Genomic DNA, 18,847 nt, shown 5'->3' with positions numbered 1-18,847 from the left:
TGACCGACAGTAGAGGCACAGCCGTGTCACGAAAGGAAGGCGTCATCCCGGTGTCTCTGTTCTGGCGGATCTTCGCCCTCAACGCAGTGGTGCTGAGCACCGCCACCGCGCTGCTGCTGTGGGCCCCCGTGACCGTCTCCGTGCCGGTCGTGCTGACCGAGGCGGTCATTCTCGTGACCGGCCTGGTGATCATGCTGGTCGCCAACGCGGCCCTGCTGCGGATCGGGCTGGCTCCACTGGACCGGCTCATGAGGCTGATGACCACCGTCGACCTGCTGCGCCCCGGCCAGCGGCTGCCGGAGCGCGGCCGCGGCGGGATCGCCGAACTGATCCGCGCCTTCAACGCCATGCTGGAGAGGCTGGAGCACGAACGGGCCACCAGCAGCGCCCGCGTCCTGCTCGCGCAGGAAGGCGAACGGCGCCGCATCGCCCAGGAACTCCACGACGAGGTCGGCCAGAGCATGACCGCGATCCTGCTGTCTCTGGAGCGGGCGGCGAGCGAGGCGGACGAGCCCCTGCGCGGTGAACTGCGGCAGGCCCAGGAGATCACCCGCGGGAGCCTGGACGAGGTGCGCCGCCTGGTGCGACGGCTCCGTCCGGGCGTGCTGGACGATCTCGGCCTGATCAGCGCCCTGACCTCGCTGACCAGCCAGATCGCCACCCACACCGGACTGCGCGTGCGGCGAAGCTTCGACCCCGACCTGCCCGCCCTGGATCAGCAGACGGAACTCGTGCTGTACCGCGTGGCCCAGGAGGCACTGACCAATGCGGCCCGGCACGCCGAAGCGGACGGCGTCGAGGTGAGCCTGCACCACACCGAAGCCGCGGTGGTCCTGGCCGTCACCGACGACGGCCGCGGAACCGGTGTCCCGCACGAAGGCGCGGGAATCCGCGGCATGCGCGAGAGGGCCCTGCTCATCGGGGCCACCCTGGACCTCACCTCCCAGCCGAAGGCCGGTACGCAGGTCCGGCTGACCGTGCCGATCCCCAGAAAGCCGCGATCATGACCCAGACGCCCACGATCCGCATCCTCCTCGCCGACGACCATGCCCTGGTACGTCGCGGTGTGCGGCTCATCCTCGACCGCGAGCCGGACCTTGAGGTCGTCGCCGAGGCCGGGGACGGCGCGGAGGCCATCGACATGGCCCGCACCCACGATGTCGACCTGGCCGTGCTGGATGTCGCCATGCCCCGCATGACCGGCCTGCAGGCCGCACGGGAGCTCGTCGCGCTCACACCGGGACTGCGGGTGCTGATGCTGACGATGCACGACAACGAGCAGTACTTCTTCCAGGCGCTGAAGGCCGGCGCCAGCGGATACGTCCTGAAGTCCGTGGCCGACCGCGACCTGGTCGCAGCCTGCCGGGCCGCCATGCGCGACGAGCCCTTCCTCTACCCGGGCGCGGTCACCGCCCTCATCCGCAACTACCTCGACCGCGTCCGCCACGGCGAGGAGCCCCCGGACCAGGTGCTGACCGCCCGTGAAGAAGAGGTCCTCAAACTCGTGGCCGAAGGCCACTCCTCCAAGGAGATCGCCGAGATGCTCTTCATCAGCATCAAGACCGTCCACCGGCACCGGGCGAACCTCCTGCACAAACTCGGCCTGCGCGACCGCCTGGAGCTCACCCGCTACGCCATCCGGGTCGGCCTCATCGAACCCTGATCCTCCCTGACCGCCTCAAGGCTCCGGCTGCCACTCCCCAGCCGGGACCTTGGGGCCCGCAGCCCGCCGCAAGCCGGCCACACCGACACGCGCCGAAGAGGGGGAACGGGGCATGGCACGCTCCACGCACACCGTCCCGCGTGCCGGTGGCCTCGGCCCGGCAGCGCTGATCGCCGCCCTTCTCGCCCTCCTTGCCGCCCTACTCAGCCCACCGGCGACCGCCGGCACACGCCCTCACGTGCTGCCGGACGACGCGGCACGCACGTCCGTCGCGATGCGGGCCGACAGCGGACCTCACACGGACGACGGACGGCCAGCCACGGCCCGTTGCCACCGCGACACCACCGGCGAGCGTCCTTCACCGCCCGCCCCCGCCACCCTCACCCGGCGCTGCACGGCCGACGGCCCGCCCCGGTCCACCTCCACGCCGCTTCCGGCGCAGAGCCCGCCCGCCCCCGCACAGACGGCGGACCGTCACCCGACGCGGGCACCACCTCCACCTCCAGGCATCTGAGACACCTTCCCCTTTGTTTCGCTGACCGCTGCCATCGCCCTGGCCGCGGTGTGCCTGCCGGAGGCCCGCTGTGAACCGAAACCCGCGCATCCGAGGGCTGCTCGCCCTCACTGCCGTCGCCCTGTCCCTGTACATCGCGCTCACCGTGCCGGTCCGCCTCGGGCTCGACCTGCGCGGCGGCACGCAGATCGTGCTGGAGACGCGACCCGCCGACACCACTGTCACCGACGACGAGGCCACCGACCGCACCGTGGAAGTGCTGCGCGGCCGTATCGACGCGCTCGGCGTCGCCGAACCCACCATCGTCCGCTCCGGCGACAACCGGATCGTCGTCGAACTGCCCGGCGTCCAGGACCCGAGGAAGGCGGCCGACGTCCTCGGCCGCACCGCCCAGCTCACCTTCCACCAGGTGCTCGGCACAGCCGACGGCGCCGACGACTCTCGCGAACCACTGCCCGAACGGCCCCGCCGGCACGTCCTGGCCGACGAGTCCGGCCGGCGCCTGCGCCTGCAGCAAGCCCTACTCACCGGCAACGACGTCAAAGAGGCCGCCCCAGGCTTCGACCAGCAGGGCGGCGCCGGTTGGCACGTCACCGTCGACTTCGAGGACGGCGGCCGTGACAACGGATGGGCCCGCCTGACCGGCCAAGCCGCCTGCCACCCGGCGGGTGACCCGGCACGCCGGGTCGCCATCGTCCTCGACAACAAGATCATCTCCTCGCCGCAGGTCGACCCGTCGGTCCGCTGCGGCTCCGGCATCAGCGGCGGCTCCACGCAGATCACCGGGTCCTTCAGCCCCGGCGAAGCACGGGAACTGGCCCTGCTGATCAACGGCGGCGCCCTGCCCGTGCCGGTCGAGACCGTCGAACAGCGCACCGTCGGCCCCAGCCTGGGCGCCCAAGCCATCACGGCCAGCCTCTGGGCCGCCGTCATCGGCACCGCGCTGACCGCCGTGTTCATCACCGTCGTCTACCGGCTCATGGGCGCGCTGGCCACCGTGGCCCTGGCCTGCTACGGGCTCATCTCCTACGCCGCCCTGGCCGCCCTCGGCGCCACCCTCACCCTGCCCGGACTCGCCGGATTCGTCCTGGCCATCGGCATGGCCGTCGACGCGAACGTACTCGTCTTCGAACGAGCCCGCGAAGAGTACGCGGTGCGCCACCGCCCCACCGCACGCTCGTCCCTGGCCGCCGGATTCCGCCGCGCCTTCAGTGCGATCGCCGACTCCAACATCACCACTCTCATCGCCGCCGGCCTGCTGTTCTTCCTCGCCTCCGGACCCGTCCGGGGCTTCGGCGTCACCCTGGGCATCGGCGTCCTCGCCTCCATGCTCAGCGCACTGGTCATCACCCGCGTCCTCGCCGAATACGCCGTCGCCCGCCCCTGCGTGCGTCGGCGGCCCCGCATCACGGGCATCGCCCACACCGGTGGCGTCCGCGACCGCCTCAGCCGCAGCAGCCCTCACCTGATGCGCCACCCTCGCCGTTGGCTCGCCGTCTCCCTTGCCGCGCTCGTCCTGGCCGGCTCCGGCATCGCGCTGCGCGGCCTCGACCTCGGCATCGAATTCACCGGCGGACGTGTCATCGAGTACGCCACCGCCACCCCCGTCGACCCCGACCAGGCCCGCGCCGCACTCGCCGACGCCGGATTCCCGCGTGCCGTCGTCCAGACCTCCGGCGACAACCAGCTCACCGTACGGACCAGCCGGCTCACCGACGCGCAGACGGCCGAGGTCACCGAAGCCGTCCGCGATCTGACCGAGCACGCCGACAAGCTCCGCGACGAGAGCATCGGCCCCAGCCTCGGCGACGAACTGCGCCGCGGCGCCCTCATCGCCCTCACCGTCGCCCTCGGAGCTCAGCTGATCTACCTCGCGACGCGTTTCCGCTGGCTGTTCGGAACCGCGGCGGTCGCCGCCCTCGCCCACGACGTAGTGATCCTCACCGGCATCTTCGCCTGGCTCGGCAAGCCCGTCGACGGAGTGTTCCTCGCCGCCCTCCTGACCGTCATCGGCTACTCCGTCAACGACTCCGTCGTCGTCTTCGACCGCATCAGAGAACTGAGCCGGCGCGACCGCAAGGCGCCCCTCTCACGCATCAGCAACGAGGCACTCCTGCAGACCCTGCCCCGCACCGTCAACACCGGGATGGGAGCAGCCTTCATCCTCACCGCGCTGGCCGTCTTCGGCGGCGACACCCTCACCGACTTCGCCCTCGCCCTCCTCATCGGCCTCGCGGTCGGGACCTACTCCTCCATGTTCACCGCCACGCCCCTCGCCATCGAGATCCACCACCGCACGCATGTGCCTCGTCCCGCCGCCTGCTCAACCGGCGGAACGTGACACAGGACGGTCGCTCGCAGCAGCCGCCACCTGCCGGCGTGAGCGTGGCGGCGTCCGGCCGAGCCTGTCCGCGCCGGTCGCAGACCTCACGTTCCGTGGTCTGCTCAGTGCCGACGACGACTTCTGTGTCCTGTCCGAACTCATCGCCGTACGCGCGTTGTTCTAGCGGGGCATGGGGGAGCATCGTCCGCGCCCTCGACGCCGACCACTTCGCCGACATGCGGAAACCGGTACAGGAGAGGAAGCGGAAGTCTCGTCGCAGGCCCGGTGCCTGGACCACGGCGGCCGGGACTACTCTGGGGAAATGAGGACCGGCACGCCGTCAGAACCCGTGCGCTTCAGCACGATCGGTCTGCCCGAGGCCCAGCGGGTCGCGCTGTGGGAGGACCACAACGCTACGGCGCTGATCGGCCTGCGCTGCCGGTCACTCGACGACGAGGCCGCCCTTGAGGCGACGGAGATCAATTTGCAGCTCCCCAGGCTGCACGTGGCACGGGTGACGGGGAACCCCCATGTCGTCGAACGCACCAGAGCCGTCGTCCGGCGCACGCCGTCGGAAGCCATCGCCTGCTATCTGACGCTGGAGGGCGAGGCGTTCTTCTACCACGACGACGGCGTACAGGCGGTGCGGCCAGGGCAGTTGATCGTGTGCGACGCGGACCGCCCCTTCATGCGCGGCTTCTCCCAGGGCCTGGAGGAGCTGGCCGTCAAGGTTCCGCGTCAGGTGTGGTGGGAGACGGTCGGTACCGAGCCGTTGGCCCGGCCCCGGGTGTTCGACTTCGCCGGCGGCGACCTGCGGGCCAGGACGCTGGCGCGACTGACCGGTGGCGCGGTACGTCCCGGGGCGTCCCGGCCGGTCGACGAGGAGACGCTCCTCGATCTGCTCGGCAGCCTGGTGACCGGTCGGGCCGCCGCGCTCTCCGCCGTCCATCTGGCGATGGCCAAGGCCTACGCCGAGGACCATCTCGCGGACAGCGGGCTCACCGCCGCCCGGATGGCCAGAGGTACAGGGATCAGCGAGCGGCATCTGTCGCGGGTGTTCGCGTCGGGCGGCACGACGGTTCCCCAGTATCTGCTGGCACGTCGGCTGGAGAGCGCGCGGGCCCTGCTGTCCGGGGGCGGCGGGAACATGACCGTCGCCGAAGCGGCCGCGCGATGCGGCTTCGGCTCGGCCGCCCACTTCGCGCACCGCTTCAAGGAACGGTACGGCCTGCGGCCCACCGACGTCCTGCACGAGGCCCGGGCGGGCAGCTGAACTCCGCTGCCCGCCCGGGCAGTTCAGGCGCCGTCCGGCGCGAGCACGATGTCGAACCGGACCTGGGACCAGACCCGCCCGTCGAGGTCCCGTCCGTCGGGTGTCGGCGTGCCCTCCGGCTGCCGCTGGAACTCCTTGATCAGGGACTTCTTCACACCGAACACCGCGTCCCGGACGAGGAGTTCGTCGCCGCTCACGAAGATGTGGGTGACCAGGGTGCGCAGTCCGGGCGCGCTGACCATGAAATGCAGATGCGAGGCTCGCAGCGGTGAACGCCCGCTCGCCTCGAGGAGGTTGCCCACCGGTCCGTCGTGCGGAATGGGATAGGGGGTCGGGGCCAGGCCCCAGAAGCGGTAGCCGCCGTCGGCGCCGGTGAACAGGTGCGCGCGTGCCGCCGTGCGGTCGTCACCGTACTGCATGTCGTAGAAGCCGTCCCCGTCGGCCTGCCACACCTCGACGCGCGCGGCGGGGACCGGCTTGCCGGTGCTGTCGGTGACGGTGCCTTCCACCCAGCACGGCTCGCCGGCGGCGCCGAACGCGATGTCCTCGCCCGCCGCGATCTCCGGACTGTGCTCCACGAAGAAAGGCCCGAAGACCGTGGCCTCGGTGGCATCACCGTACGCCTGGTTGTTGACGGCGACGGTCTGCATGGAGGCGCCGAGCACGTCGGAGAGGAGGATGAACTCCTGGCGCCGGCCGTCTGTGATGTGCCCGGTCCGGGTGAGGAACTCGATCCCCTTGCTCCACTCGTCCTCCGTCAGCCGTACGTCCCTGATGAACGCGTGCAGGTGGTGCACCAGGGATCGCATGACCTGCCGGAGCCGTGGATCAGCGCAGTCACGGAACGAGTCCAGCACCTCCCGGGTGATCTCGGCCTCCCGCGCCTGCTGTTCGGCGGGGACAGCGGCGGCCTCGTGGTCGACGGTCATGGCTGTGCTCCTTCCCAGGCGGCGCGCAGGAGCCCGGTGATGGCCTGGAGTGTGACGGCTCGTGGGTTGTCGGGCGGGGCGGCGGCGACGATCGCCTCCGCCGCCGCGGCGATGCCGTCCTCGGGCATGCCGAGTTCGCGAAGGGTACGCGGCGCGTCCAACTCGTCGTACAGCAGGGCCAGTCCGGCCGTTGCCGTCGGTGCGTCGAAGGCCGCCGCGAGGGCTCGCTCGGCCTCGGGCGCGTGCGGTGCGTTGAAGGCGAGGACATGAGGGAGGACGACGGCATGGGTCTGAGCGTGCGGCAGGTCGAACATGCCACCGAGGACATGGCAGGTCTTGTGGTGGAGTCCCGAACCGGCGGACGCGAAGGCGGACGCGGAGAGGTAGGCACCGCACAGCGCGCGCTCCCGGCCGCCCAGCCCTTCGGGCTCCCTGACGACAAGCGGCAGCCCGGCGCCCAGGGCGCGGACGCCCTCGACCGCGAGGGCCTGGCTGATCGGGTCGGTCCGGGGAGCCCAGAGGGAGTCGACGCAGTGCGCGAGGGCGTTGAGGCCCGAGGCCACGCTCAGGCCGACGGGCATGGACAGGGTCAGCGTCGCGTCGTAGACGACGGCTCGGGGAAGTACCCGCGGATCGGTGCCGGTGGTCTTGCGGCCGTCCTCGGTCATCCCCCACACCGCGGTGGCCTCGGAGCCCGCGTAGGTGGTCGGCACCGCGACCACCGGGATCCCGGAGGCCAGGGCGACCGCCTTGGCGAGCCCGGTCGTCGAGCCGCCGCCGACGGCGACCACGACATCGGCGTCGTGCTCCGCAGCCGCGGCGCGGGCGCGTTCCGCCACCGCTCGGGGTACGTGCCGCACGACGTCGCCGTCCCGGTCGTGCCGGTGCACGACGGGCAGCCCGTCCGTGATCTCGCGGGCGGCCGACCGCGCGGCCGGGCCGGCGGTCACCATCACCCTGCGGCCGCCGAGGGCCTCCACCTCGGCGGCCAGGTGGGCGGCCGCCGCACCGGACGCGAACCGTATGCGCTGGGGCAGCGTCTCGTGATCGAAGCGCACCGGCTCAGACCCTTCCCAGTACGGCGGTCAGCACCTCGCGCAGTCGGCTCTCCGGGTCGTCGGGCAAGACCGACGCGCGCCAGGCGATGTGCTTGTCGGGGCGGACGAGCAGCACCCCGCTCTCCTCGACCTCGCGCAGCTTGGCCCAGTCGTAGTAGAGGTCGGTGACCTCGCGGCCCGGGCCGATGACGACCGTGGCCAGCGGAACGCCGAGTTCCTGGCCGACCTTCTCGGCCACGCGCTCCCACGCCTCGCCGGCGATGCCGGTGATGAGCGTCCAGCGGTCGTACGGCGCCAGATCCATCAGCGCCTTCTTGTTCCTGCTGTCCCCGACCCAGGCGTGCGGCAGATGCGAGCCCGGGACGGTGGACATCTCGTAGTAGAGGTCGGGGTCGCGCGCCGGGACGGGCCGGGTGCCGCCGTCGGAGAGGATCGCCGACGAGGTGTAGAACTGGCCCAGTTCGACGCCGTGCGCGTTGAACTCGTAGTTCTTGAGGTCCATCGCCCTCACCAGCGCGGCCCGCTTGGCGGCGCCCTCGGGGGTGTTGGCCTTGCGCTCCTCGATCGCCGCCGTCATCTCGGCGTCCGTCGTGGCGTCGAGGACCCCGAGGGCCTTGAAGATGTCCACGAACTCCCGGCTCGACCTGTTGGCCCGCTGGACGATGCGCTCGGCCACCGGCGCCCGCTCGCTGGAGTAGGTGTCGAGCAGCGCGGGACCCGCCTGGCCCTTGAGGACGGCGGCCAGCTTCCATACGAGGTTGTAGGCGTCCTGGACCGAGGTGTTGGAGCCGAGCCCGTTGCTCGGCGGGTGCCGGTGGACGGCGTCCCCGGCGCAGAACACCCGGCCGCTGTGCAGGCGGGTGGCGTACATCTCGTTGTTGCCCCACAGGCTGGTGCCGGTGATCTCGACGTCGAGATCCGGCATCCCGAGGAGGTTGCGGACGATCTGGACCGCCGTCGCGTCGTCGATCTGCGGGGGCTCCTCGTCGATGTCGTAGCCCCACACGATCAGCCACTCGTTCCAGGGACGGACCATCCGGACCAGTCCGGCCCCGATCCCCCCGACGTTCGAGCCGGGCTGGACGACCCAGTACAGGACCGAGGGCCGATGGGCGACGTACCGGCCGATGTCGGCCTTGAACGTGATGTTCATCGAGCCGGCGATGTCCATCGCGCCCTCGAAGGGAAGCCCGGTGTCGGCGGCCACCGTGGAGCGGGCACCGTCGGCGCCGATCAGATACTTGGCGCGGATCGTGTACGCCCTGCCCGTCAGCCGGTCGAGGACGTCGACGGTGACGCCTTCGGCGTCCTGGGTGTGGGAGAGGTACTCGGTGGAGAACCGCGTCTGGGCGCCGCGCTGCGCGGCGTTCTTGACCAGGATCGGTTCCAGGTAGGTCTGCGGAATGTCGACGGTGAGGCAGGGCGAGGCGAGCCGGTAGTCCGCCTCGCGGTCCGGGCGGGTGCCCCAGGTGTGGATCCGGCCTATCTCCTCCCCGGCGATGCTGGTGCAGAAGACGGTGTCGCCGACGAGGGAGTGCTCGGTGGCGTCGGCGAGCACCTGGTCCTCGATGCCGACGTCGCGGAAGACCTCCATCGCGCGCTGGTTCGTGATGTGGGCGCGCGGGGTGTTCGCCGTCCAGCGGTACTTGGTGATCATGATGGTGTCCACGCCGAGGGTGGCGAGCAGCAGGGCCGCCGAGGCACCGGCCGGGCCGGAGCCCACGACCACGACGTCCGTGGTCACGACCGGGCCCGGGGGCGGCTCGGTCTCGGCTGTCCCGTCGTTGAATTCCGGCATGTCTGGGCACCCTTCATCCGTCCCGGCGTCGTCGCCGCTGGCGCCACTGTGCCGCCGCCGACGGCTCGTGACAGCAGTGGGCCGCGTTTCTTGGCGGAAACCGCGGGAGATGGCGGATCCGGGAAACCCGCGATCGCCGGGGCTGTCACGTCTGCTTGCCCCTTCTGACGATGGTGGCGGTGCCGCCGAGCAGGCCGAGGACCCCCTGGGCGAGGCCCAGGGGTAGTGAGCTCGTGGGGGCCCGTTACGACGCCGCGGGCAGCTCCCGCTTGAGGATCTTGCCGGTGGGGCCCTTGGGGAGGGTCTCCACGAGGCGGACCGTGCGGGGGTACTTGTACGGAGCGACCCGGGCCTTAACGTAGTCGTGGAGCTCCTCGGGCGTGGCCGTCGATCCGGGCTTGAGGGCGAGGACCGCGCAGACCTCTTCTCCGTGCAGGTCGTGCGGGACGCCGATGACGGCGGCCTCGGCGACGGCCGGGTGCGTGTAGAGGACCTCTTCGATCTCGCGCGGGTAGACGTTGTAGCCGCCGCGGATGATCAGGTCCTTTTTGCGGTCGACGATGAAGTAGTGGCCGTCCTCGTCGCGGCGGGCGAGGTCACCGGTGCGGAACCAGCCGTCGGTGAAGGCGGCGGCGTCGGCCTCGGGGCGGTTCCAGTAGCCACGCATGACGTTGGGGCCGCGTACGGCGATCTCACCGACCTCGTCCTCGGCGGCGTCCTTGCCCTCGTCGTCGATCAGGCGGACCTCGACGCCGTCGACGGGGGTGCCGATCGAGCCGGGCTTGCGGACGCCGTCGAGTGCGCCGAGCGTGACCACCGGTGCCGTCTCGGACAGGCCGTACCCCTCGACGACCGGGCAGCCGAACGCGGCCTCGAAGCGGTGCAGCACGTCGACCGGCATCGCCGAACCGCCGCTCGCCGCGAGCCGTACGGTGTCGAGGTCCGCCCCGCCCGCTGCTTCCGCCGCCGCGAGCAGCGCCACGAACATGGTGGGCACGCCCTCCATGACCGTGACCCGGTCTCGGGTCAGGATGCGCAGCGCCTTCGCGGCGTCGAAGCGCGGCAGCAGCGTCACGCAGGCACCGGTCAGCACGGCGGCGTTCAGGCCGCAGGTCTGGCCGAACACGTGGAAGAACGGAAGACCGCCGAAGACGGTGTCGTCGCCGGTGATGCCGAGCAGCCGGACGACGGTCTCGGTGTTGCTGCGCAGGTTGCCGTGGGTGAGGACGGCTCCCTTGGGGCGGCCTGTGGTGCCGGAGGTGTAGAGGATCACGGCCGGGTCGTCGTCCGCCCGTTCGGCGAACGCGGAGGACGGTTCCGTGGAGGCGAGCGTGGCGGCGAAGTCCTCGCCGGTGACGTCGGTGCAGGTGATGCCCAGTTCCGTCGCGGCGGCCGACGCCTCGGGCAGCGACATTGCGCTGGTGAGCACGGTGCGCGCTCCACAGTCGCCGGCACTGTAGGCGATCTCGCCCGCCTTCAGCAGAGGGTTCATCGGCACGACGACGGCGCCCGCGCGCAGCGCCCCGTAGTAGACCATCGCGAACTGCGGGATGTTGGGCAGCATGATCGCGACACGGTCGCCCGGCGTGACGCCCTCGGCGGTGAGCCACGCGGCCACCCGGGCGCTCCGCTCGTCCAACGTGCCGTAGTCGACGACCTGGTCGTCGAGGCGTAGCGTCGGACGGCCCGGGTGCGCTTCGGCGGTGTCTACCAGATTGAGGGCGAGATTGGTCACCGTCGGTCTCTTTCCTGCGGGATGTTCCGGGAGGGCAGGGCGTACGTTGCCGGGCCGCAACGTGCCGAGTCTTGTCCGTGGGCGACAAATTCTTGGCATGACGCGTCACCGGTCTGTCCTGTGGGGGCAAGACCTGGCGGTGCGCGCGGCGGCAGGCTGGCGGCGGTGCCGCGCGCGGATGACGCGGTGCGCTCGCCACCGAGGACACGAATGAACCACACGGAAGACGCCTCTGCGTCGCACAGTTGCTGCACGCCGTCCCGACAGCCCTCCTCTCAACTGGGCGTAGAGACCAGCCTGTTGTCGGTCGCGGTGTCGCGCGTACCCGCAACGGGGGACGGGATCCGCGAGCCCGTCCCGCTGCCGGGCGGGGAGTTCTTGATGGGCACCGACAGCGCGGAGGGGTTCGCTGCGGACGGGGAAGGGCCGGTGCGCGCGGTGCGCCTGAGCCCGTTCCGGATTGCGCCGTACGCCGTCACCAACGCCCAGTTCGGCGCGTTCGTCGAGGCGACCGGGCACGTCACCGACGCCGAGCGGTTCGGATGGTCGTACGTCTTCGCCTCGTTCCTGCCGGCCGCGCTGCGCCGGATCTCCGACCGCGTGCCGGGCACCCCATGGTGGTGCGGCGTGCGGGGTGCGAGCTGGCGGGCGCCCGAGGGTCCCGGCAGCGATGCCGACGGGCGGGGGCGGCACCCCGTGGTCCATGTGTCGTGGCGGGACGCGCAGGCGTACTGCGCGTGGGCGGGCGGGCGGCTGCCGACCGAGGCCGAGTGGGAGTACGCCGCGCGCGGCGGCCTGGAACAGCGCCGCTACCCCTGGGGCGATGAGCTGACCCCCGGCGGGGAGCACCGTTGCAACATCTGGCAGGGCCACTTCCCCACGAAGAACACCCTGGACGACGGTCACCGGGGAGCCGCGCCGGTGGACACGTACGCGCCGAACGGCTTCGGCCTGTACAACACCGCCGGGAACGTGTGGGAGTGGTGCGCCGACTGGTGGACCACCGACCACAACCGTCAGGACACCCCGGCGAACGACCCGACCGGCCCGGCGGAGGGTACCGCGAAGGTCATCCGGGGCGGCTCGTACCTGTGCCACGACTCGTACTGTAACCGCTACCGGGTCGCCGCCCGCACCTCCAACACCCCCGACAGCACCACGGGGCACATGGGCTTCCGCTGCGTCTTCGACGCAGACGCATAGGCACCCATGAGCCTCGGCTCTTGTCATACAGCGACACGATCTCGACGTCATCTGACAAGGCATCCGGGCGGGACGGCGGCGATGGTGTGGCTCAGCCACACGCCCAGGGCCCAGGAGGCCCCCACCGAAGAACGGTCCACGACATGAACCGATCAGTTGATTCCCCCGGGGTCGAGGACGCCGGCACGCAGCCACGGCCGCTGACCGCAGGCCGGATGGCCGGCTGGGGCGTCGGCGCTTTCGCGTCGAACGCCTTCAACACGCTGCCCGGTCTGCTGCTGCTCATCTACATGACGGACGCGCTGGGAGTCCCGGCCGCGCTCGCCGGTGTCGTCGTGGCCCTGCCGAAGCTGTTCGACCTCGTGGCCAGCGCCTGGTTCGGCGCGGTCAGCGACCGGGAGGCGGCGCGCACCGGGCGGCGGGCACGGCTGATGCGCGCCGGCGCGGTGGTGATGCCCTTCGCTTTCGTCGCCACCTTCAGTTCGCCGGTACGTGGGGACGCCGCCGCCCTGTGGGTGTTCGCGACGTTCCTCGTCGCGTCGGCCGCCTACCTCTGCTTCCAGGTGCCGTTCATCGCCCTGCCGGCCGAGATGACCGGGTCGCCGGAGCAGCGGACCCGGCTGATGACCTATCGGACGTTCTTCTTCACTCTCGGCATGCTGGTCGGCGGGGTGGCGGGCCCGCTGCTGACGCAGAAGGGCACCCCGGCGGCGTACCGCACCATGGCCGTGATCGTCGGCGCGGTGCTGCTCGTGGTCCTTCTCATCCCGGTCCTGACCACCCGGACCGTGCGCTCGCGTCCCCCGGCCCGGACGCCGTCACTGCGGGAGGCGGTCCGCACCGCCCGCGCCAACCGGCCGTTCGTGCTGCTGTCGGCGCTGTTGTTCCTCTACTTCATCTTCACGGTGATGATCCTGACGGGCCTGCCCTACGTGGCCACGTACTTCCTCGGCGGGAAAAAGGAACAGGCCACGGTCTTCCTGGTGTTCGCCCTCGGCTCCACCCTCGCCGTGCCCGGTGTCGGTGCACTCGCCCGCAGGTACGGCAACATCCCCGTGCTGCTGACCGGTGTGACGCTGTGGGCGGTCGGCGGCGTCGCTCTGTACTTCGCCGTGGACGGCGGCGTCGGGGCCACGGCCGCTGCCGGCGTCCTGGTGTCGCTGGGGCAGGCGTCGAGCCTGGTCGCCCTGTACGCGCTGTTGACCGACTGCATCCGCATCCAGGCCGAACGCACCGGTCACGACAGCGCGGGCGTGCTGTCCGGGGTGTGGACGGCGGTCGACACGGCCGGGCACGCGCTCGGGCCGGTCGCCTACACCGTCGTCCTGTCGCTCACCGGCTACGCGTCCTCGACCCTTGACCACCCCGTCACCCAGTCCTCGACCGCGCTCGAAGGCCTCCGGCTGGGCTTCTCGGCCCTGCCCGGCCTGCTGATGCTGACCCTGATCCCCCTGGTGCTGCGCTACCGCCGCGCCGTCACGAACACGGCGGGCGGCACAGCCTTGTGCCCCGCCGACGCCTGAGCCCCTCCCCTCAACAAAGAGACCAACCCCGCACCATCCGCACATCCGCACCATCCCGAAAGGACCACCCCCGTGGTGAATCCGGCCTACCGTGCCACCCTCCCCATCCAGCAGCCGAAGCGGCTGAAGGCGACGCCGATGGACGTGAGGGACGCCGAGCAGCCCGAGCCGATCGAGCGCATCCGCCCGCCCAAGGGTGCCCCCAACGTGCTCATGATCCTCGTCGACGACATGGGGTTCGGCGCCTCGTCCTCGTACGGCGGCCCGTGCTCCATGCCGACGGCGGAGCGGCTCGCGGAGGGCGGCCTGCGCCTGAGCCGCTTCCACACCACGGCGATCTGCTCGCCCACCCGCGCCTCGCTCCTGACGGGCCGCAACCACCACACCGTCGGCGCGGCCGGCATCACCGAACTGGCCACGAGCCACGACGGATACACCTCGTCGCGGCCCGACTCGTGCGCCCCGATCCCGGAGATCCTGCGCCGCAACGGCTACAACACCTTCGCCTTCGGCAAGTGGCACCAGACGCCCACCTGGGAGACCTCGCGCTCCGGCCCGTACGACCGGTGGCCGACCGGTGAGGGATTCGAGCGGTTCTACGGGTTCATGGGCGCCGAGACCGACCAGTGGTACCCGAACCTCTACGAGGGCACCACCCCGATCCCGACGCCGACCGAGCCCGGTTACCACCTCAGCGAGGACCTCGCCGACCGGGTCATCGCCGACATTCGCGAGCAGCAGGCGATCACCCCTGACCAGCCGTTCTTCGGCTATCTCGCCTTCGGCGCCTGCCACTCCCCGTTCCAGGCGCCCAAGGAGTACGTGGACGCGTACCGCGGGCAGTTCGACCACGGCTGGGACGAGCAGCGCGAGCGGACCCTGGCCAGGCAGAAGGAGCTCGGCCTCGCGCCCGAGGACGCCGAACTGAGCGCCCGTCCGGACGAGATAGGCGCCTGGGCCGACCAGTCCGAGGATGCCCGCCACCTCTACGCGCGGATGATGGAGGCGTACGCCGGAATGGCGACGCACACCGACGCGCAGGTCGGCCGGGTCGTCGACGCCCTGGAGGAGATGGGCCTGCTCGACGACACGCTGATCCTGTACATCATGGGCGACAACGGCGCGAGCGCCGAGGCCGGTCCTGACGGTTGCGTCAACGAGTACGCGACGTACAACATCGTCCCCGCCACCGTGGAGTCGATGCTGGAGCGCGTCGACGAACTCGGCGGGCCCACCCTCTACAACCACTACCCGGTGGGCTGGGCGCACGCGATGAACACCCCGTTCCAGTGGACCAAGCAGATGGCCTCGCACTGGGGCGGAACCCGGGTCGGCACGATCGTGCACTGGCCGGCCGGCATCGCATCCCCCGGCGGCATCCGTGACCAGTTCACGCACGTCAACGACGTGGCGCCGACCCTCCTCGACCTGGCGGGCATCCCCGAGCCGACGTCGGTCAACGGTGTGGCCCAAAAGCCTCTGGAGGGGGTCTCGTTCGCCTACGCGCTGAACGACGCCGACGCCGCCGAGCGGCACACCACTCAGTACTTCGAGATCTTCGGCAACCGCGGGATCTACCACGAGGGCTGGTCCGCGTGCACCAAGCACGCGGTGCCGTGGGAACTCAACGGCGAGCAGCTGCCGTTCTCCGAGGACACGTGGGAGCTGTACGCGCCCGAGGACCACAGCCAGGCGAACGACCTGGCTGCGGCGATGCCGGACAAGCTGGATCGGCTCAAGGAGCTGTTCCTGATCGAGGGCGCCAAGTACCACGTCTTCCCGCTCGACGACCGCAAGGCGGTGCGGGCGGACAGCGAGGCGGTGGGACGCCCGACGATCGGCAACCCGGACTCGGTCAGCCTCTACCCGGGCATGCGGGCCCTGCACGAGTCGGTCCTGCCCTCGACCCGTAACCGATCCTGGTCACTTACCGCGGACGTCGAAGTCACCGACGCACCTGCTCGCGGCGTCGTCGTCGCTCAGGGCAGCCGTTTCGCCGGCTGGGCGCTGTACCTGCGCGACGGCGTCCCGGTCTTCCACTACAACTGGGTCGACGTCGAGCGTTACGAGATCGCGGCTTCCGACCAACTCACTTCCGGAAAGCACCAGTTGACGTACCGCTTCACGTACGACGGCGGGGGCGTGGGCAAGGGCGGCCTCGGTGAGCTGTTCGTCGACGGCAAGCCGGCCGGGTCCACGCGGATCGCGCACACGGTGCCGTTCATCTACCACATGACGGACGGCCTGGACGTCGGCGAGGACAACGGCAACCCGGTCACCGACGACTACGGGACCGTGCGGGGCGTCTTCACCGGCGGCCGGATCCACAAGGTCGTCCTGGCGTCCGGCGACGACGCGCACGCGGATCTGATGGGCGAGGCGAAGGCGAAGGCGTCCCTGCAGTGATCTTCTGAGACGAGGCAAGACATGGCGAAGGCCCCCGGGTTGCGCACCCGGGGGCCTTCGCCACTTCTCAGTGCGTCACTGCACGGACAGCGTCGCCTCCACCTCACCCCTGGGATCGGTGATCGCGTCGTCCCCGGTGGCCAGAACCACGTGGTCGATGGTTCCTCCGGTGAAGACGCCCCGGTCGGTGCCGTAGCGGTCGGTCACCGGCGCGCCCTCGTCGCGACCGATGTCCATCCATGAGGTGTAGCCGTACAGGAACGGGATGGTGCGCTCGATCCGGGTCTGTCCCACTTCCTTGCCGTCGACCAGGAGGCGCCCCGTGCCCCCGCGTCCGACGCCGCCGCCCTCGTAGTCGAACTCGTAGCGCAGCTCGTGCTCGCCGGGCGCGAGCACGTCCTGGCTCTCGATGGCGTACGACGCGCGGGCCAGGAAGTTGTATGTGAACGCGGGACGGCCCTCGTGCAGGTACAGCGACCAGCCACCGAACTTGCCGCCCTGGGCGATGATCGCGCCCCGCGCCGACTCCGCGCCGACGACGATGCGGGCGGTCGCGCTCCAGGAGCGGTTCTTGGTGTCCGGGACGACGCCCTCGCCCAGGTGGCGCATGCCGGGGTAGAGCGTCACACGGTCGCGGCCCGCCGCCAGGTGGGGACGGCCGGAGGCGGCGGCGTTCGTACGGGCCGCCTTGCGGTCGTCGAGCGGGAAGACGTGGTACTTGGCGCCCTCGATCAGGAAGAGGTCCTGCAACTCCCGGAGTTTGTCCGGGCATTGGGCTGCCAGGTCGTGGGCCTGGGCGTAGTCGCCGGGCGCGTACAGCTCCCACACGTCGTCAGTGAAGCGCGGGGTCTCGCCGAGGAGCATCCAGGGCAGGCCGTGCTTGGTGCAGGCTGACCAGCCGTCGTGGTAGATGCCGCGGTTGCCGAAGACCTCGAAGTACTGGGTGGTGTGCCGTTCCGGCGCGTCGGCGTCGTTCAGGGTGTACGCGAACGACTCGCCCTCCATGGGCCTTTGCGAGATGCCGTTCACCATCGACGGCTCGGGGATGTCGGAGAGTTCGAGGAGGGTGGGCGCGATGTCGTTGACGTGCGTGAACTGCTCGCGGATTCCGCCGCGGGACGCGGACTCGATACCGGCCGGCCAGTGCACGATCATTCCGTTGCGGGTGCCGCCCCAGTGCGAGGCGATCTGCTTGGTCCACTGGAACGGGGTGTTCATGGCGTGCGCCCAGGGCACCGGGTAGCTGTTGAACGAGTCGGGGCCGCCGATGTCCTCGATGCGCTCCAGCATCTCGGCGACCGTCTCGGACGCCTGGTTGAGCGCGGTACGGTGGTTGACGCAACCGTCGAGGCCCGCCTCGGCCGCCGCGCCGTTGTCGCCGAGGATGTAGAGCACGACGGTGTTGTCGAGGATCTCCAGGTTCTCCAGCGCGTCGACGACCCGGCCGACCTGTTCGTCGGTGTGCGTCGCCATCGCCGCGTACGCCTCCATGAGCCGTGCGTACAGCCGCCGTTCGTCCTCGGACTTGTCCGCCCAGGCGGGCATGGCGTCCGGCCGCGGCGTGAGTTCGGCGTCCGGCGGGACGATGCCGAGCTCCTTCTGGCGGGCGAAGGTTCGTGTCCGCTGCTCGTCCCAGCCGTGGTCGAACTGCCCACGGCAGGCGTCGATGTAGGAACGTGGCACATGGTGCGGGGTGTGCAGGGCGCCGAACGAAAGGTAGGCGAAGAACGGCTTGTCCGGGGTGATCGTCTGCTGCTCGCGGATGTCGGCGATGCAGCGGTCGGCGAGGTCCTCGCTCAGGTGGTAGCCGGGTTTGTCCGGGGTGTCGATCGGGGTGGTGCCCTCGTGCAGGGAGGGGCTCCAGTGGTCGGTCTCGGCGCCCATGAACCCGTAGAAGCGCTCGAATCCCTCGCCCGTCGGCCAGCGGTCGAAGGGGCCGGAGCGGCTCGTCTCCCACTGCGGGGTCTGGTGCCACTTGCCGAAGGCCGCGGTGCTGTAGCCGTTCTGCCGCAGGATCTCCGGCAGGGTCGCGCAGCTGTCGGGGCGCAGGGAGTTGTAGCCGGGGAACGCGGTGGCTATCTCGGTGATGCCGCCCATGCCGACCGTGTGGTGGTTGCGGCCCGTCAGGAGCGAGGCGCGGGTGGGCGAGCAGATCGCGGTGGTGTGGAAGCGGCTGAATCGCAGGCCGTTCTCGGCGAGCCGGTCGGCGACCGGCATGCGGCAGGGGCCGCCGAACGGTGTCGAAGCGCCGAATCCCATGTCGTCGAGAAGAATCACCAGCACGTTCGGCGCCTGTGCCGGCGGGCGCAACGGCTGGATGGGGGCGGGCTGTCGGGCGTCGCGCACGTCCAGCGGCGTGGCCGCGGGCCGACGGGGCTCGTTGATGGGGAGGGTGGCGCGGTGGACGGGTTCGACCATGGTT

Annotated in this window: 12 protein-coding genes; 7 read left to right on the top strand and 5 right to left on the bottom strand. The window is 70.8% G+C overall.

Translation table 11 applies throughout. The annotated features are described in order from the left end of the window. The first annotated feature begins 50 nt into the window (after positions 1-50). The 4 genes from ACFC96_RS36690 (at position 51) to ACFC96_RS36675 (ending at position 5,773) form a co-directional block, all read left to right on the top strand. Entirely contained in the window at positions 51-1,007 is a 957-nt protein-coding gene (locus tag ACFC96_RS36690) for a HAMP domain-containing sensor histidine kinase (RefSeq protein WP_376268395.1), read from the top strand. Then, positions 1,004-1,663 (top strand): response regulator transcription factor, encoded by a 660-nt coding sequence (locus ACFC96_RS36685; RefSeq protein ID WP_340458272.1) that lies wholly within the window; start codon positions 1,004-1,006, stop codon positions 1,661-1,663. Before ACFC96_RS36690 ends, ACFC96_RS36685 begins: the two co-directional genes overlap by 4 nt. A 584-nt stretch (positions 1,664-2,247) precedes the next feature. Then, entirely contained in the window at positions 2,248-4,518 is a 2,271-nt protein-coding gene (secD, locus tag ACFC96_RS36680; RefSeq protein WP_376616444.1) for a protein translocase subunit SecD, read from the top strand. Between the two features lie 304 nt (positions 4,519-4,822). After that, positions 4,823-5,773: an AraC family transcriptional regulator gene (locus ACFC96_RS36675; protein WP_376225837.1), complete on the top strand. Its 951-nt coding sequence runs from the start codon at positions 4,823-4,825 to the stop codon at positions 5,771-5,773. 23 nt (positions 5,774-5,796) lie between these two features. Here ACFC96_RS36675 and ACFC96_RS36670 read toward each other — a convergent pair whose 3' ends face one another. The 4 genes from ACFC96_RS36670 to ACFC96_RS36655 form a co-directional block, all read right to left on the bottom strand. Beyond that, complete coding sequence (locus tag ACFC96_RS36670; protein WP_376225839.1) at positions 5,797-6,702, bottom strand: dioxygenase; 906 nt, start codon at positions 6,700-6,702, stop codon at positions 5,797-5,799. Next, a complete protein-coding gene (locus tag ACFC96_RS36665) occupies positions 6,699-7,760 on the bottom strand; it encodes a maleylacetate reductase (RefSeq protein WP_376616442.1) in 1,062 nt (353 codons plus the stop codon). The genes ACFC96_RS36670 and ACFC96_RS36665 overlap by 4 nt, the downstream gene beginning before the upstream one ends. A gap of 4 nt (positions 7,761-7,764) precedes the next feature. Continuing rightward, positions 7,765-9,558, bottom strand: coding sequence for an FAD-dependent oxidoreductase (locus tag ACFC96_RS36660; protein ID WP_376227373.1), 1,794 nt, complete (start codon positions 9,556-9,558; stop codon positions 7,765-7,767). A gap of 244 nt (positions 9,559-9,802) precedes the next feature. Then, entirely contained in the window at positions 9,803-11,293 is a 1,491-nt protein-coding gene (locus ACFC96_RS36655; RefSeq protein WP_376616440.1) for a long-chain fatty acid--CoA ligase, read from the bottom strand. 210 nt (positions 11,294-11,503) lie between these two features. Between ACFC96_RS36655 and ACFC96_RS36650 the strand changes: the two genes are divergently transcribed. The 3 genes from ACFC96_RS36650 (at position 11,504) to ACFC96_RS36640 (ending at position 16,425) form a co-directional block, all read left to right on the top strand. After that, the gene (locus ACFC96_RS36650; protein ID WP_376616438.1) at positions 11,504-12,496 is read left to right on the top strand and encodes a formylglycine-generating enzyme family protein; all 993 of its coding nucleotides are present in this window, start codon (positions 11,504-11,506) and stop codon (positions 12,494-12,496) included. Between the two features lie 143 nt (positions 12,497-12,639). Next, positions 12,640-14,019 (top strand): MFS transporter, encoded by a 1,380-nt coding sequence (locus ACFC96_RS36645; RefSeq protein WP_376616436.1) that lies wholly within the window; start codon positions 12,640-12,642, stop codon positions 14,017-14,019. A gap of 72 nt (positions 14,020-14,091) precedes the next feature. Then, positions 14,092-16,425, top strand: coding sequence for an arylsulfatase (locus ACFC96_RS36640; protein WP_376616434.1), 2,334 nt, complete (start codon positions 14,092-14,094; stop codon positions 16,423-16,425). 75 nt (positions 16,426-16,500) lie between these two features. Here ACFC96_RS36640 and ACFC96_RS36635 read toward each other — a convergent pair whose 3' ends face one another. Further along, a complete protein-coding gene (locus tag ACFC96_RS36635; protein WP_376616432.1) occupies positions 16,501-18,843 on the bottom strand; it encodes an arylsulfatase in 2,343 nt (780 codons plus the stop codon). Positions 18,844-18,847 lie beyond the last annotated feature (4 nt).

The organism is Streptomyces sp. NPDC055955, from assembly GCF_042270245.1.
Taxonomy (GTDB): Bacteria; Actinomycetota; Actinomycetes; order Streptomycetales; family Streptomycetaceae; genus Streptomyces.
This window is presented reverse-complemented; position numbering and strand designations above follow the sequence as displayed.

Bases quoted from the DNA above. Each gene is read 5' to 3' on its own strand.
- ACFC96_RS36635 (WP_376616432.1), bottom strand. From the start codon at position 18,843: ATGGTCGAACCCGTCCACCGCGCCACCCTCCCCATCAACGAGCCCCGT.
- ACFC96_RS36645 (WP_376616436.1), top strand. From the start codon at position 12,640: ATGAACCGATCAGTTGATTCCCCCGGGGTCGAGGACGCCGGCACGCAG.
- ACFC96_RS36650 (WP_376616438.1), top strand. From the start codon at position 11,504: ATGAACCACACGGAAGACGCCTCTGCGTCGCACAGTTGCTGCACGCCG.
- ACFC96_RS36685 (WP_340458272.1), top strand. From the start codon at position 1,004: ATGACCCAGACGCCCACGATCCGCATCCTCCTCGCCGACGACCATGCC.
- ACFC96_RS36675 (WP_376225837.1), top strand. From the start codon at position 4,823: ATGAGGACCGGCACGCCGTCAGAACCCGTGCGCTTCAGCACGATCGGT.
- ACFC96_RS36670 (WP_376225839.1), bottom strand. From the start codon at position 6,702: ATGACCGTCGACCACGAGGCCGCCGCTGTCCCCGCCGAACAGCAGGCG.
- ACFC96_RS36660 (WP_376227373.1), bottom strand. From the start codon at position 9,558: ATGCCGGAATTCAACGACGGGACAGCCGAGACCGAGCCGCCCCCGGGC.